The 16,142-nt window shown below is 40.2% G+C and carries 10 protein-coding genes and 1 pseudogene; 6 read left to right on the top strand and 5 right to left on the bottom strand.

Features of this window, described 5'->3' with window-relative positions; translation table 11 throughout:
- Position 1 precedes the first annotated feature (1 nt).
- Positions 2 to 5,311, bottom strand: coding sequence for a non-ribosomal peptide synthetase (locus DSM107010_RS17365; RefSeq protein ID WP_106165778.1), 5,310 nt, complete (start codon positions 5,309 to 5,311; stop codon positions 2 to 4).
- Positions 5,312 to 5,942: 631 nt separating this feature from the next.
- Here DSM107010_RS17365 and DSM107010_RS17370 point away from each other — a divergent pair.
- The 3 genes from DSM107010_RS17370 to DSM107010_RS17380 all read left to right on the top strand — a co-directional run bounded on the left by DSM107010_RS17370 (position 5,943) and on the right by DSM107010_RS17380 (position 10,336).
- Complete coding sequence (locus DSM107010_RS17370; RefSeq protein WP_106165777.1) at positions 5,943 to 8,615, top strand: TonB-dependent siderophore receptor; 2,673 nt, start codon at positions 5,943 to 5,945, stop codon at positions 8,613 to 8,615.
- A gap of 96 nt (positions 8,616 to 8,711) precedes the next feature.
- Positions 8,712 to 9,683, top strand: a complete 972-nt coding sequence (locus DSM107010_RS17375) for an iron-siderophore ABC transporter substrate-binding protein (RefSeq protein WP_106165776.1) — start codon at positions 8,712 to 8,714, stop codon at positions 9,681 to 9,683.
- A gap of 269 nt (positions 9,684 to 9,952) precedes the next feature.
- Positions 9,953 to 10,336 carry a DUF1636 domain-containing protein gene (locus DSM107010_RS17380; RefSeq protein WP_106165775.1) on the top strand — a complete coding sequence of 128 codons (384 nt, stop codon included), beginning with the start codon at positions 9,953 to 9,955 and terminating at the stop codon, positions 10,334 to 10,336.
- Between the two features lie 20 nt (positions 10,337 to 10,356).
- Here DSM107010_RS17380 and DSM107010_RS17385 read toward each other — a convergent pair whose 3' ends face one another.
- The 4 genes and pseudogenes from DSM107010_RS17385 to DSM107010_RS38515 all read right to left on the bottom strand — a co-directional run bounded on the left by DSM107010_RS17385 (position 10,357) and on the right by DSM107010_RS38515 (position 15,231).
- Entirely contained in the window at positions 10,357 to 12,180 is a 1,824-nt protein-coding gene (locus DSM107010_RS17385) for an ATP-binding cassette domain-containing protein (RefSeq protein WP_199755594.1), read from the bottom strand.
- A 40-nt stretch (positions 12,181 to 12,220) separates the two neighbouring features.
- Positions 12,221 to 14,018 (bottom strand): annotated as a pseudogene (locus DSM107010_RS17390) (ABC transporter ATP-binding protein).
- Between the two features lie 307 nt (positions 14,019 to 14,325).
- Complete coding sequence (locus DSM107010_RS17395) at positions 14,326 to 15,027, bottom strand: transposase (protein WP_158631804.1); 702 nt, start codon at positions 15,025 to 15,027, stop codon at positions 14,326 to 14,328.
- 54 nt (positions 15,028 to 15,081) lie between these two features.
- A complete protein-coding gene (locus tag DSM107010_RS38515; RefSeq protein ID WP_158631805.1) occupies positions 15,082 to 15,231 on the bottom strand; it encodes a hypothetical protein in 150 nt (49 codons plus the stop codon).
- Between the two features lie 254 nt (positions 15,232 to 15,485).
- Between DSM107010_RS38515 and DSM107010_RS17400 the strand changes: the two genes are divergently transcribed.
- Genes DSM107010_RS17400 through DSM107010_RS17410 form a run of 3 tightly spaced genes read left to right on the top strand, consistent with a single transcriptional unit; the run spans position 15,486 to position 16,093 of the window.
- Entirely contained in the window at positions 15,486 to 15,662 is a 177-nt protein-coding gene (locus DSM107010_RS17400) for a hypothetical protein (protein ID WP_181246506.1), read from the top strand.
- A 26-nt stretch (positions 15,663 to 15,688) separates the two neighbouring features.
- Entirely contained in the window at positions 15,689 to 15,946 is a 258-nt protein-coding gene (locus DSM107010_RS17405) for a hypothetical protein (protein WP_106169936.1), read from the top strand.
- A 21-nt stretch (positions 15,947 to 15,967) separates the two neighbouring features.
- Positions 15,968 to 16,093 (top strand): DUF1636 domain-containing protein, encoded by a 126-nt coding sequence (locus DSM107010_RS17410; RefSeq protein WP_241994251.1) that lies wholly within the window; start codon positions 15,968 to 15,970, stop codon positions 16,091 to 16,093.
- The last annotated feature ends 49 nt before the right edge of the window (positions 16,094 to 16,142 follow it).

Raw genomic sequence — 16,142 nt, forward strand, 5'->3', positions numbered from 1 at the left:
ATTACTTAAGATTCTTCCGGTTTTTCATTAATACTTGATTGCGTTGGTTCAAAGCTTCTCTTTGTTTGCCTACCCTTTCATGCGTCTTCTCTAAATTTTTTTGTGCTAATGATTTTTGTCTTAAATGTTCCGCCAGCGACTTAATAGTCGGATTTTGAAAAATTTCTACAACTGATAAATCCCAGTTCAAGATTTCTCTAAGTTGGTTACTAACCTGCACCACTAACAATGAATGCCCACCAATGTCAAAGAAATTATCATGAACACCTACTCTTTCTAGCTGTAGCGCCTGTTTCCAAACCTTAGCTATTAATTTTTCTACTTCAGATTGAGGCGCTTGATAATTATTTGCTAATTCTGGACGCAATTTATCTGGCGCAGGTAAAGCACGACGGTCTACTTTGCCATTAGATGTGAGAGGTAATGCTTCTAAAACTACAAATACAGAAGGAAGCATATATTCAGGCAGCTTTTTCTTGAGGAAATGCCTCAATTCATTGATAGAAAATGTAATTTTTTCCTTAGGCACTACATAAGCAATCAGGCGGTTTTCTTTGGCAAGAACTACCGTTTCTCGCACATTGAAAGATTCTGCTATGACTTCTTCAATTTCTCCTAGTTCAATACGGAAACCTCGAATTTTTACTTGATAGTCAATTCTGCCTGAGTATTCAATACTACCATCAGAACGGTAACGCGCTAAATCTCCTGTTTTATAAAGGCGTTTTTCTGGTTCAAACGGACTAGAAATAAACTTTTCATTAGTCAATTCTGGTCGATTCAGATAGCCCCGCGCTAAACCTACACCACCAATATGCAACTCACCAGGAATACCAACTGGAACAGGTTGCAAATAATTGTCTAATATGTATATCTGGATGTTGGCGATAGGACGACCGATAGGAACTATTTTCTCGTTGCTGTTTTTTTGACATTTCCAAGAAGTTACATCAATTGCCGCTTCTGTGGGACCATAGAGATTGTGTAATTCTGCATCCAAACGCTCAAAGAAGCGTTTTTGTAGTTCAAAGGGTAGTGCTTCACCACTACAAATTACACGTTTAATACTATGGCACTTTTCTAGTTCTGGTTGCTCTAAAAACACTTGCAGCATTGAAGGAACAAAGTGCAATGTCGTAATTTGCTGCTGGGTAATGAGTTGCAATAGATAGCTTGCATCTTGATGTCCACCGGGTTTAGCTATGACTAGAGTTGCGCCAGTAAATAGAGTCCAGAAGAATTCCCAGACAGAAACATCAAAACTAAAGGGTGTTTTTTGTAAAACGCGATCGCATTCTTCCAATTGGTAAGTATCTTGCATCCATAGTAAGCGGTTGCATAAACCCTTATGAGTATTAATTGCTCCTTTGGGTTTTCCTGTGGAACCAGAAGTATAAATTATGTAAGCTGCATTTTCTAGCTGAACGCTAATAAAAGGGTTAGCTTGGCTGTAGTCAGCAAATGCTGCACCATCAGTATCTATAGTTACTACTTTGGCTGTGTGTGCTGGTAGTTCATTAACTAGATGCAGTTGCACTAGCAATAATGATAATTGAGCATCTTCTAGCATGAATGCCAAACGCTCTTGAGGATAGTTAGGATCTAGCGGCAGATATGCACCGCCTGCTTTCATAATTGCTAATATTCCAACTACCATTTCGATAGAGCGTTCCATACAGATCCCAACTAAGGATTCTGGTTTCACCCCTAAATTTTGTAGGTAGTGAGCTAGTTGATTGGCTCGATTGTTTAACTCTCGATAGGTAAGTTGTTGGTTAGCAAAAATGAGCGCGATCGCATCTGGTGTTTTTTCTACCTGCGCCTCAAACAAATGATGAATGCAAGCGTATTGAGGATAATCAACCTGCGTACTGTTCCAGTTTACTAGTAGCGTCTGACGTTCAGCAGGTGTCAATATTGGTAACTCAGCAATACGCTGCTGGGAATCACTAACTACACCCTCTAGCAAGGTTTGGAAATGTCCAACCATCCTAGCTATGGTATCTGCATTAAATAAATCGGTGTTGTATTCTAGCGTTCCTGTTAATTCTTCTTCGCTCTCAATCATTGATAGAAGGACATCAAATTTGGCTGTTCCCGTCTCTATCTCCTCAGTTTTCCAGATGCTGTTTGTAGCAGGATTTTGAAGCACAAACATCACCTGGAACAATGGGTTATAGCTGAGATCCCGATTTGGTTGTAATGCTTCTACTAACTTCTCAAAAGGTAAATCTTGATGAGTATAAGCCTCAACTGCTACCTTTCGCACTCGCCTCAACAATTCTGTAAATGTGGGATTCCCTTCTAGAGTGGTACGCAATATTAAAGTATTAATAAAACACCCAATTAGCTGTTCTAGTTCAGTACGGGTACGGTTAGCAATTGGTGAGCCGACAAGAATATCTTCCTGACCTGTATAGCGGTAAAGCAATGTTTGAAAAGCCGCTAGCAAGGTCATGAATAAGGTTACACCTTCTTTTTGGCTTAACTGTTTGATTGCTTGGGTTAACTGTGGAGACAATACAAACTTCTGCTGCGCTCCTTTAAAAGTTTGTATTGGTGGTCTGGGGCGGTCGGTCGGTAATTGCAATACAGGCATTCCACCTAAATGCTGCTTCCAATAAACTAAATGCTTTTCTATAACTTCATCTTGCAAGCAATTTCGTTGCCAATACACAAAATCTGTATATTGTACAGGAAGCTGAGGTAGTTGACATATTTTGTCATTAGCAAAAGTTTGATAAATTGTAGATAATTCTTGAACTAGTACCTTGATTGACCAACCATCACCAACCAAATGATGCAGATTTATGAGTAATATCGATTCTGTTTGCAAGTGCAGCAGTTTTGCCCGCAACAAAGGTGCTTGTCCTAAATCAAAAGATGACTGAGCCTCTTGCAAAGATAGCTTTTGTACTTCAGCCTGTTTTTGTTCATCAGACAAATGACACAAATCAACTTCTGGTAAAGTGAATGGGGCTATAGGTGCAACTTTTTGGATAGGTTCACCATTCACTAACTCAAAGCTGGTTCGTAAGATGTCGTGTCTTTGAATAATTTCGTTGAGACTACGGACTAATGCAGGAACATTCAACTCTCCTGTCAGATGAATAGCTACGGGAATGTTATATGTAGCTGTTCCAGGTTGTAGTTGATTGATAAACCACAACTGCTGTTGAGTAAAGGTAAGTGGATGTTGGTTAATGGTTGTCTCTACTTTAGAGATAGGCAAGTATTCACTAGTGAGGTTGTTGTTAACTTTATCTAATATTTGGATTATTAGCTCACTAATACCAGCACCATCAAAGAAGTTAGCTACAGATAGAGTTACGCCAAAATCAACCTCAATCCGGTTTTTTAACTCGAAAACTTTTAAGGAGTCTAGACCCAAACTACTTAAAGGTTGCTCTAGATTTATTTGCGAAGGTTTTACTCTTAGTACCTGCGCTACCAGCTTTTGTAAATAGAAGTTTAATAATTGTTGTTGTTGTTTTGGTTCTAGTGTTAGTAATTCTTTGTCTGTCAGAACTTCTTCTAGTTCTGTTGTCTGGGTAATTTCCAGAATACTACTACCAACAACCTCTAATGTACCTGCTAAAAATCCTGCTTTGGTAGCTCGACGTTGGATTTTACCGCTAGAAGTTTTGGGAATAGTGCCGGCTTTGATTAAAACAACTGCATAAACTTCTACTTCATGTTCTTCTGTGATTGCTTGGCGAAGAGCAGCTGTCACTTCATCTATATTAGGTTTGGCACGAAACTCTAATTCTTGTACAACTACCAATCGTTCTTCTTTTTCTACCTCTACAGCGAAAGCTGCAACACTTCCTGCTCGTAATGTTTTATGGCTGCGTTCTGCGGTTAACTCAATATCTTGTGGGTAGAGATTACGCCCTCTGATGATAATTAAATCTTTAGCTCTACCTGTAATAAAGAGTTCGCCATTGTGCAGAAAGCCTAAATCCCCAGTCCGTAAAAATGGTCCTTGTCCCGTGTCTTGTAGATAAGCGTGGAAGGTTTGTTCAGTTTCCTCTAGTCGGTTCCAGTAACCATGACCAATACTAGGACCTGCAACCCAAATTTCCCCAACTTGGTCGGGATCGCACAGAGTTAAGGTTTCTGGATTGGCAATTACAACCTCTTGTTGTGGTACAACTCGACCACATCCGACTAATTGTATTGAATTCTCTGTGTTAGCAACCGCATGAGTCAGACGGTTATGTTCTAAAACGTTTTTTTGCAGAAATATGCTACTTACCAACGCAGCTTTGACGCTCCCAGATACCATTAAAGTGGCTTCTGCCATGCCATAGCAAGGATAAAAAGCTTCTGGACGAAAACCGCATTCAGCGAAGGTGGCTGCAAACTTCTCTAGAGTCTCTTGACGAATGGGTTCAGCACCATTGAAAGCTACACTCCAATTGCTTAAATCTAAGGTTGAGCGTTGTTCGGGCGTAATTTTTTCAATACAAAGCTCGTAAGCAAAGTTAGGCGCGCCACTGGTGGTTCCTCCATAACGAGAAATTGCTTGTAACCAACGATAAGGACGTTGGAGAAAAGCTGCTGGCGGCATCATAATACAAGGAAAACCACCATATAAAGGTTGTAGTACGCCACCAATCAAACCCATGTCATGATAAACAGGCAGCCAACTCACAAACTTACTACTAGAGGTATGTTCCATATACTGGCGCGTTACCTCAGCATTGTGAAGTAGGTTGCCATGACTGAGTATTACACCTTTGGGCGTACCAGTAGAACCAGATGTATATTGCAGAAAGGCTAATGTATCTATATTAATAAAAGGCTCTTGCCAAGCTTCTTCTATACCAGGAGCGAGGTTATCAGTAGCTAGCCAGTGAATATTATTGATTTTGTCGACAAACAAAGATTGCAATTGCGGCAAAATGGCTGTGGTGGTCAGAATTATCGCTGCTTGTGCATCTTCTAAAATTGCTAAAATTCTGGGGGTATTACGTTGGTTGCGTGGTGGATAAGCTGGAACTGCTACAACCCCAGCATACAAACACCCGAAAAAGGCGGCAAGATACTCTAAACCTGGTGAATAAAGCAGTAAAGCACGCTCTCCACTTAAACCTAAGCTTTGGAGTTGAGAGGCGATCGCCCGACTACATCTATCTAGATCTTGATAAAGGAGGCGATCGCTTTGGGTTTCCCCATCTGCTAAGAATGTGTAACTAAGTTGTTCGCCCTGTATATTGCTTCTATAACGCAAAAGTTCAACAATAGTCGAAAATTTGCTCATGCTTTCAATAGCATTACAGCTTTGAATATTGTTTTGTTCAGACATTGAGATGCACGCTTAATCTTGGAGTGTAACTGTCATAAGTGGTGTAGCTGAAACTGTACTAGCGATTTGTAGACTTCTTGACCAAATCCAAATTCGCGCACAGTCTCGGTCAAGGGTGAGTTTAGCGATCGTCAGAATCCATAAATAAGAACCTTACACGCAGTCTTGCAATTTATTCTCAACATTCATGTATATCACATTAACGCGAATAATTCTCTTTTAATTTTTCTTTTCACTAAAATTTGTGAGATTCCGATCCTAAACACCTCGGATTTTTAGAAAAGTTTCATTCTTTAGATAGATGCTGTATAGTTATTTTTGTTACAAGCCTGCTTTCCCTGAGCATAGCCATCACTAGAAAAAAACCATCAAAACGATCGATATTGCTCTAAAATCATTAAGGCAGGAATTTTGCATTCCTACTTAGTAACTTTTTACACAATTGACATGGGAGCTACGTAAGTACAATAACTTAATCTTAGCTAATTGACATAACTATGCAAAAATATGTATATGTTAACTAATTTTTGATAAACTAATAATCTAATCTGAATAGGACTGGTGCTAATAAATTTTAATAAGCATCTGCATCAGGGTGTTAACAGCTTTTTAACCATGTGTGAGGAAATAAATGAAACTAGTGCTGTTGCTTAAAAGCTTAATATTTACAGGCTCATTTGCTTTATTGTTAGCAACTCCCGCTTTAAGTCAAGAACTACAACATTCTAAAAAGCAGCAAGAAACAACTTTTACCGATCGAAAGGCGACTTATAAAAAAACTAAAACTCAACCTCATAGACTGGCAAGAAAGACATCACAACACAGCAGCAAAAATCTTCAAAAGCTAGCTCAAGCAACGGAAGTTGTACAAGTTACCGGAGTCAAACTCAAGCAACTCGATAAGCAACTTGAGATAATTTTAGAATCACCTCAAAGCGAACAGTTGAAACCTCTCAACAAAAGTGAGGGGAATAATTTTATTGTAGATATTCCCAATGCTCAATTACGTCTATCGACTGGTAACGCATTCACTCAAGAAAAACCATTTACAGGAATTACAGCAGTTTCCGTAACAAACTTAGATGCGAATACAGTTCGGGTAACTGTGACAGGTGAAGCAAGTGCGCCAACTGTAGAGTTGTTTGATGATAATGAAAGTTTAATTTTTGGGGTGACACCAACTACATCCGCTAGTCAGACACCACCAGCAGAACAACGTTCTAGTGAGGCTCCTTCAGAAGAATCCACAGCTAAGACACCTGAAGATGAAGAACCTATTGAGATAGTTGTAAGAGGTGAACAAGATACATATCGTGTGCCAGAAGCATCAGGGGCTACTAGAACCGATACCCCAGTTCGTGACATTCCCCAGTCAATTCAGGTAATCCCAAGACAAGTTCTAGAAGACCAACAAGTCATTCGGCTCACAGACGCAATTCGTAACGTTAGTGGTGTTGTAGAAGGCGATACTTTTGGTGGAACAAATGACAATGTAAATATTAGAGGTTTTGATTTTAATTCTACTTTTCGTGATGGTTTAAGGGAGGTCGGCTTTGCATTGCGAGAACTTGCCGATATTGAGCAGATAGAAGTTGTTAAAGGTCCAGCTTCTGTATTATATGGAAATGCTGAACCAGGAGGAATCATTAATTTAGTTACGAAAAAACCTCTGAATATCCCTTATTATTCGGCTGATTTCTCAGCAGGCAACTTCGATTACTACCGTTCTGCTATTGATTTATCTGGACCTCTCGACGATCGAGATGAAATATTACTGTATAGACTGAATGCTGCTTATGAGAATGCTGGTAGCTTCAGGGATTTTGTCAATAGTGAGCGATTCTTTGTCGGACCAGTGTTTGAGTTTAAACTGGGCGATCGCACTAACATATTGTTTAATGTTAGTTATGTCAACGACGAGCGCACATTTGACCAGGGCATAGTTGCTTTTGGTCAAGGAATTGCTGACATTCCCTATAGTAGATTCTTGGGCGAACCAGGAGATGAACGTACAACACAAGAGGTAAATATTGGTTATCGCCTAGAACATCGCTTCAATGACAACTTAACCCTCCGCAATGCCTTTCGCTACACTTCACAAGATACTGCTGATTACCGCGCCCAGCCTCTAGAGGTGGACGAAGAAACTGGCGAATTAACACGCAACTTCCGTTCCAATGATGATTACCGTGAAGCCTACTTGCTTCAAACGGATCTTGTTGGTGAGTTTGCGACGGGTTCAATCGAACACACACTCTTGTTTGGGCTTGAACTCGCTCGGCAAAAGAGCAATGGTTCACAGAGCCGACTACCTGAAGGGCTAACTCCATCTATAAATATTTTCGACCCAGTTTACAACGTTATTCCTAGACCTGCGCTTTCTGAACTCACCGATGTAGTTCGAGATGGTAAGGATAAGGTTGATACACTAGGTATTTATTTACAAGATCAGATAGCACTTTCAAACAATTTCAAGTTACTGCTGGGTGGTCGTTTTGACATTCTCGATCAAGACGTGTTCGATCGCCTTTCAGATACTCGTACTCTTCAGTATGACGAAGCGTTCAGCCCTCGAATTGGTGTTGTTTACCAGCCAATTGAACCCATTTCACTTTATGCCAGTTATAGTCGCTCGTTTGCCCCGAATTCTGCCCAACGTGCTGATTCTACGTTTTTGCCACCTGAGCGCGGAACTCAGTATGAAGTGGGGATCAAAGCAGATTTTAATGAAAAATTTGCAGCGACTTTAGCAGCTTATCAAATTACTAAAACAAATATTGCTACACCCGATCCAAATGACCCTGATGGTTTTAGCATTCCTATTGGAGAGCAGAGAAGCCGAGGAATTGAACTAGATGTAACTGGTGAAATTTTGCCTGGATGGAATATCATCGCTGCTTACGGTTATACCGATGCTGAAATCACAGAAAGTAGTGATTCTCCTGATGCTCCTATAGTGGGTTCTAGAGTCCCCAAAGTACCCGAACACAAAGCAAGCCTATGGACAACTTATCAATTGCTCCGAGGTGATTTGGAAGGTTTAGGTTTTGGCTTGGGACTATATTACCTTTCAGATAGAGTAGGTGGTGACATTCCTACCCTCACATCTGATGATACTTTCACATTACCTAGTTATCTGCGAACTGATGCTACAATTTATTACAAGCGTGATAACTGGAGAGCCGCAATTAATTTTGAAAACATCTTTGGTGTCAGGTATATTGAGTCATTTAACTTTGGCAGAAACACAGTTATTCCCGGCGCACCGTTCACGGTGGTAGGGACACTTTCGATTGAATTTTAGTCAACATTATAGGAGCCACTACGTTTGTTGCCATACTTATAGCTGCGTAGTGGCTTTCTATTGCTGAGTAAGTGGCGTGAAGGTGGAGAATACAGTATGAAAATCAAGAGTCCCATCAAATTGCTTTTGCTAGGGATTGTTACTATTGTTTTACTTTGGGTAAGTCATAAGTATTTGTTCCCACAGCAACTTCAAGGTGATAGGACTTCACCCACTTCTCAATTACCAGTAGCTACAAAAGTAGTCAAACACGCTTTGGGTGAAACAAGAATTCCTATCAAGCCACAGCGAATAATTGTATTAAATGATATTGGTTTGTTAGATCCCGTGCTATCTCTGGGTATCAAACCAATTGGTACAGTAAGTTTTTTTCCAGAATACGACTTTTTATTCCGTGGTGTAACCAATGATGAAGCGGCTGGGATCGAAATAGTAGGTGTGGGAAATCAGCCTAATTTGGAAAGAGTCCTCATGCTCAAACCCGATTTAATTTTGATGCGTGAATACCAGAAAAGCGCCTACAAACAATTATCAGCGATCGCACCTACAGTTATTGTAGATTTACCAGGTCTGAATTATTCTTTTAAAGAAAATCTTCGCTTTATTGCTCAAGTGTTAGGTGAGAGTGAAAAGGCAGAACAAGTCATCGCTCAATACTACGAACGAGTCAAAAAGTTACAAAATTTAATAGGCGAGCGTCTCAAAGATATAGAAGTATCAGTGATTAATCTTTTTGAAGGAAGTCTCATCGCTACATATTCAGATAATGAAACTTATAATCAAGTTTTCCAAGACATTGGTATCAAACTTATACCTACGCTAGCAAATCAAAAAGAAGGGACTTTAGTAGCAAGTATCGAGCTATTAAACAAGTATGATGCTGATGTTTTATTTGTCATGAATGATAATCAGCAATTGCTCCAGGATTTTTTTCATAATCCTCTTTTAACTACACTCAAAGCAGCAAAAAATAATCAAGTGTATGCAGTCCAAATAGATAGATGGTGGACATTCGGATTTTTTGGAGTCAATAAGCTACTTGATGATTTGTTTAAATATCTGGTTTAGTCATACTCTTCGTGAAAGTACAATACCCCAAAACCAATGAAAGATTGTAATAAATTTATTTATCTCAGTAAATTACTTAGAAAAGATTGTTAGTTATTAAGGTTTACTTAGTTCCAGACTATTAAATTGGGGGTGGTGTTTTAGTAGCAAATGCAATTATTGATGATTTATTTAAGTATCTCATAAAGCAACCATAAGATTTCTCAAGAAATATTTATACCAATTTATCGTTAAATAATTTCTATTTACTTTTTACGAAGGAACTGACTATGACACTTCATACCTTATTTGTTTGTACATCGTGCAGTGCTGTTTTTTCTCACGACGAAGCAGACGATCGCGCTGAAGGAAACCAATTATTTCTAAAGTTGCTAGACGCTCAAAAAAATAATTCTACTTACAACACGCTCAATATTCAGTCTGATAGCTGTTTGTGGACTTGCAAACGCTCTTGTGTTGTTACCTTTGTTTGTCCGCAAAAACATACATACCATTTTGTCGATCTGACTGAAGATTGTACAACTGATTTGTTACAATTCAGCCAGCTTTATGAAGCAAGTCAAGACGGATATGTTTTACCTGGTAAACTACCGGGAAAACTGCGATCGCATCTACTAGCACGTATCCCTCCTACACCTGAGACAAGAGCTTAGTTTAAGGAAAGCAAAGAGGGTCAAAAATTTAAATCTTGACCTTTCTTATCAAAAATTTCAGTTAACTTTCCTTGTGCTGCTATTGCCCCTGATTTCATAACAATGATTTGGTCGGCGCGGCTTAAAACAGAGCGCCGATGGGAAACCACAAGACAAGTTGGTATCCAATTGTCTTCGCTTCTATTATTAAATATCCGTAACCATAAAGCTAATTCTGTCTCTACATCCAAAGCACTAGAAAGGTCATCAAAAACTAGCAATTCTGGTTGACGAATAAACATTCGGGCAGCTGCTAAACGTTGCAATTGTCCTCCCGATAACCTAACTCCTTTTGCTCCTACTAAAGTTTCCATTTTGGCGTTCATAGTGGCTAAATCTTGTTCAAATACAGCCATTTTTAGTGCCTTTTCGATTTCATCATCATCTTTTTCTAACCCCAGTAAAATATTTTCTCTCAGTGTATAACTAAAAAGTTGGGGAATTTGAGGAGTATAAGCACTACGAGGTGGTACAAAGAAATTAGCAGGGTCTTCTACTAGCCGTCCGTTCCAATAAATAGCACCTGATTGCTTGGGTAATAATCCTAATAACACTCGTAGCAGGGTAGTTTTACCTGAACCAATGCGACCAGTAATCACAGTCAAGCTACCGCGCTGTAGCTGAAAGCTGATGTCTGTTATTCCTTGGTTAGTATCGGGATAGTGATAAGTGAGGTTAGATAGAGTTAATGATTTTAAGCGATCGCTTTCTTTTATTTGTGGTTGTTCTAATGGTGGAAGTGGTGGTTTGCGACCGCGCAGGTTATTCAGATAAAGTGGCTTTTTAGCCACTAAAGTATCTGCGGTCACACCAGAAAGCAAAGCCGTCATCCTTTCAAAGGAGACTTCGGTTTGCTTGTACAATGCCATGAATCTCCCTAAAGAGTTGAAAAAGCCGGTGATAAAGGAAAGATTATAAATAAACAGAGCAAAGTCGCCTACAGTCAAATTACTACTTTGACGCTGAATTAACACAGAAGCTAGCAGCAAAATTAACCCTGTCCCTAAATTCGTCATATTTTGAAATACTGAATCTAACAGGGAATTTAATAAGCTATCTCTCACCATCACTTGGTGGCGTTTGTCGTTGAGAGTGCGAAAGTGATGCAGCACATCTTGTTCTGCACCAGCAACTTTAATTGCTTGCACTGAACTAAACATTTCGCCTAAAATTCCTGTCACTTTTTCTGTGGCTTCGCGGCTAGCTTTACGGTATCGTTTGATGTAAGTTTCTGCTTTTTGAATAATCGCGATCGTGCCAACCAAAGGCAGAAAAACAAACAAGGTCATCTGGACATTAACACTTAATAAAATTACTAGACAAAGAACAGTGAATAATCCTTCCCCAAGCAGTTCTGATACCCATGCCACACTATCTTCTATTTGCTCGGCATCATCACGAAAATAACTAATAATTTCACCTTGAGATACAGCTTTTTCCACATCACTGTTAACAATTACAGGTTGAGCAGTAGGATTGTTTAACAGACGTTCTAATAAGTTACGCCGCAGCAAGGAACTCATGGTAAAACGGTGCTGAGTTTTAGTTATGCGCCCTGCAAATATGGTTCCAATATGTCCTAAGCTTAAAGCAAGCAACAACAAAATCCAAACTAAAGGTGTTAACCCAAATTGTGCTTTACCTGTTAGGCTATCAAAGAATTCCCGAATAATTAACCCAGGAATTGCAGGCAAACCCATAATTAAAATCCATAAAAGACTATCAGTTGTGTACAGTTTAGGTTGATAGCAAATTAAGTTCCATAATAATTTCCAGCTTTGAATTTTTTTAGGCGCTAACAACATATTAATTATTAATTACAATACAAGCGTTAAGCGACGAGAATTAAACTAATAAATTTGTTAAACCAGTCTTAAGTAATTGAGCAAAGCGTGAATGAGAATCTTGCATTAATTCTTCTCGTAATCCATACTCGCTGACCCGACCTTTATCTAAAATCAGAATTTGATTTGCTCTTTGCACAGTTGCTAATCGGTGAGCAATAATGATGCCGGTATGCCCAATCAATAGCTGAATCTATAGCTTTTTCAATGAGTTTTTCTGTTGTAGGATCGAGCCGTGAGGATGCTTCATCTAGAATTACTAGACCAGGATCTTTGAGAAAAACACGGGCAAATGCTAACAGTTGCGCCTGTCCTGCTGATAAGCCACTATTATCAGGACCCAATTGGGTATCTAAGTCTTTGGGTAATGAATGTAGCCATCCAGATAATCCCAGCATCTTCAAAGTTTCATATATGCGCTCGTCGCTGATATTTTCGTTAAAAAAGGTGAGGTTGTTGCGGACTGTGGTTTGGAATAACTGTACATTCTGAGTTACTAATCCGACGTGCTTTGATAAGTTTGTTAAGGGAGTTTGATTGATGGGTACATTTCCCAACCTAATTGAGCCTGATTGTGCGTCATATAACCTCAGTAATAAGCGTGCTAATGTCGTTTTACCGCTACCTGTACGTCCTAACAGTCCCAAGACATGACCAGGCGGTAAATGGAAAGATATATCTTGCAGGATCAATTCTGGTTTTATATCTGGCTTTTTGATGCGTAGACTCGTAGAGGCTTGTCCTTGGACATCGCTATAGCTAAATGAGACATTAGTCAAAGTAACAGAGAGTGCGCCACTAGGAAGTTGCTTTTTGCCTCCAGCATTCAGTTGCGATTGCACTTGAAATAAGTCTTGAATACGATAAATGCTAGCTTCCGCTTGTTGAAGGTCTTCTAACTGATTGCGAATTTGCTCAATTGGTTCGCTCAGAAGTGTAGTATAGTAAAAAAATACGTATGCAGTTCCGATAGTGATCGCTTTTTGATTCCAAAGGTAAAGAGCTAAAGCTAAAGCGATGACATAGCCTAGTGTGAATATACCATTAGTAGTAGTCCAGAGGATAGTATCAGCAAAACGCGCTTTGTGATAGGTAGGCAACCAGCGTTGTAAAATTTTATAGAAGCGGTACATAACATAATTTTTGGCACCATTTGCTCTGATGTCTTCAATGCTTGTTAGTTGCTCACCCAAAAACCCAAAGAACTCTGCATTGATTTGGCGATATTTTCCCCAATAAGGAACGGCAATGGAACGCAGACTAATGAGAGTTGATAATGCGATGAGGGCGAAAAATGAAATAGCCATGCCAGCCCGCCAATCTTCGACGAACATCACCACAATCACACCCAAGATCAGCAGCAAACTGCCTAAGATATAAACGCTAAATTTTGAGAAAAACTGAGAAAGATTGTGAATATCACCATCAACTCGTTCTACTAATTCACCTGGCGTAGTAATCTTGTGAAAAGATAAATCGAGTTTGAGACAATGCTCAACTAAATCGGCACGTAAAGCGTTAGTAGCAGTCCAAGCAACATTCTCGCCATAGTATGTAGCCGCAATTGACATTAATTGCTTCGCTAAAGCTACACCAATAAATAGAAATGCGGCGATAAATAAGCTCTGCGCTGAACCGCCTGCTACAGCTGTATCAATAAAATTACGTAAAATTTGCGGGTTGAGCAGTTGTAAACCGATACTAGCGAGTAGAGCGATCGCAAACTTGGCAACGCGTCCTTTCTGAGGCTTGAGGTAGTCTATCAATAAATTGCCAAACTGTTTTAGACCAATTTTCATAACGTCGCTAAATTTTAACCAGGACTATTGTGTAAGTTGCCATCCTATCAGAAGTAATTGAGAAAATTATGCAAAAATAGTATACTATATAAATTGGGGAAAAGTGAGATACGTGCAAAATAGGACACAATGTAAAGTTGTGTTAAGCAGGATGCTAGAAAACCAGTTAGACAAAGCACTTCAATTGTCTAAAACCAAAAATACATCATCGTTCAAAGCCTGCGGCACTACCTCCAAGTCAACTAACTTGGGGTCTTCGCAGCTTTTGGTGAAGCAGGACAACCTAAAAAAAGTGTTTGAGAGCGGCTCAATGAGCCAGGATGAAACGTTTGCTGAGTAATTCTAATCTAGCTCGTCCATACATCTGTCGCTTGAGCATCTTCAAGCGATTGTTCAATCCCTCAACTGCACCATTACTCACGCTCGACATCATGCTCGCCTTAACCGCAACATAGTCCTCTAACAACCCTTGTGCAAACTGCTCGAAAGGTTTTAATGAACTCTGCATCGCCTGCATCAACCACTTGTCAAATCCATCAGCTCTCTGCTGAGGTAGTAGTAGCAAGAATTCATCGGCTAACTCAACTGCTAGTGCCAAGTCTGGATGCTCTGCCACGATCTGCTCCAGCAGTTTGGTATCCTCGCTCTTACGATTCTCTCGCCGCTTGACGATCGAATAACTCGCTCGACGAGCCGTCAAAGGCGGGGACTGTGGATCGATGACTTTCACTGTTGCTTGAACAGAATGCCCCTGTTTGACGGGCAGACCCTGAGAGGAACGTAATTGACTGATGTAGCGAGTCAATGTTCGCTCACGACCATTGTATCCCTGCTGTTGTAGCAAGCTCACCAGCAGTTTCGGCTGCCGGATGCCCCCATTCCACTGCTCTAGGAGAAGCTGTTTGTCAGGGTCAAGAACACTTGTGCCAAACGATTTGCGTCGAGGTGGAGTTTCTGGCAGTCGCGGCAGAGTTAGGAAGCGTAGTACAGTCCGAACGCTGACACCCACCGCTTGGGCAATGGCGATTTGAGACCACTGTTGTTGGTGCAGTGACTGGATCTGCTACTGTTGCTCGATTCGGTGTTGATGAGCAGCTGGGGTTCGCACTTGAGCCTTCGCCGTTGCGGTTGGCTTAGGACTCACAACAGCTGTCTGTGTTGCAGCTAAAGCCTGACGCTGATGAGTGCACAATTGCTTTGAGCTGGGCATCATAGCTGCTGAGTACCTTTTCTAAAGTCTCAGTCAAGTTTTGCACTAGATCAAACCGGTCCGCTACTTGTAATGCTTCTGGCGCTCCTTGTGTCATGCCACTTTTATCTGCGGTAGAGCGATCTCTTGAGAGCACTTCTACTGCAGGATGTTGAGTTAATACCAATTTACTCTTTTGTCGTAGTCAAAGAGTAAATTGGTATAAGTTTAGTCGTGAGAAAATCGGCGGTCATTTTCTCTGGCTAGGAGTCAGTTTTGTGGGTGGATTTATTTTGTTTGAAGGCTTAATTCTCCTGACTGGAATTCTCCCAGGAATTTCTCACGATCTCACTCCACTACTGCTAGCACGCCTGCTAATTAGGGAAAGTATCTGGATAGTTCCTCTAGCATTGGCACATATGTTTCTGGTGGGGCGAGCGCAAATAACACGCTGATTATTGATTTCGCACCTCTGCGAACAATGAATTTATTCTCCAAATCTAACGCTAGAGCAGAACCAGAGAGAGTCCAACAAATAAAAACTTGGATTTACGAGCTATTGAAACTCGATCTAGATACTCCTATTTCTATTATTCAATTACGCTGTACCGAACCTGGCTGTCCGCTACTGGAAACAGCGATCGCCGTGATGACTGTTCCTACCAAAACCTACAAAATTCATAAACCAATTGCCGAAATAGCATTTACAGATATTGCTAACGCTATGCAGCAGAAGTAGTAGAAATCAAGTCAATTTTCTATGACTAAACACGCTTTATTTGTCTGTAAATCTTGCTTATATTCTCCCCACCAACGAGAATATATGGGCAAGCGGGGAGGCTGGTATTTGCTCGATCGATTGCTAGAGCATTTTCTAGTCTACTGAGGTACAATAACAGCAATGAGTAAACCAGCCACGTAGATCTTCAACAGAG

It is taken from the genome of Chroococcidiopsis cubana SAG 39.79 (assembly GCF_003991895.1).
Taxonomy (GTDB): domain Bacteria; phylum Cyanobacteriota; class Cyanobacteriia; order Cyanobacteriales; family Chroococcidiopsidaceae; genus Chroococcidiopsis; species Chroococcidiopsis thermalis.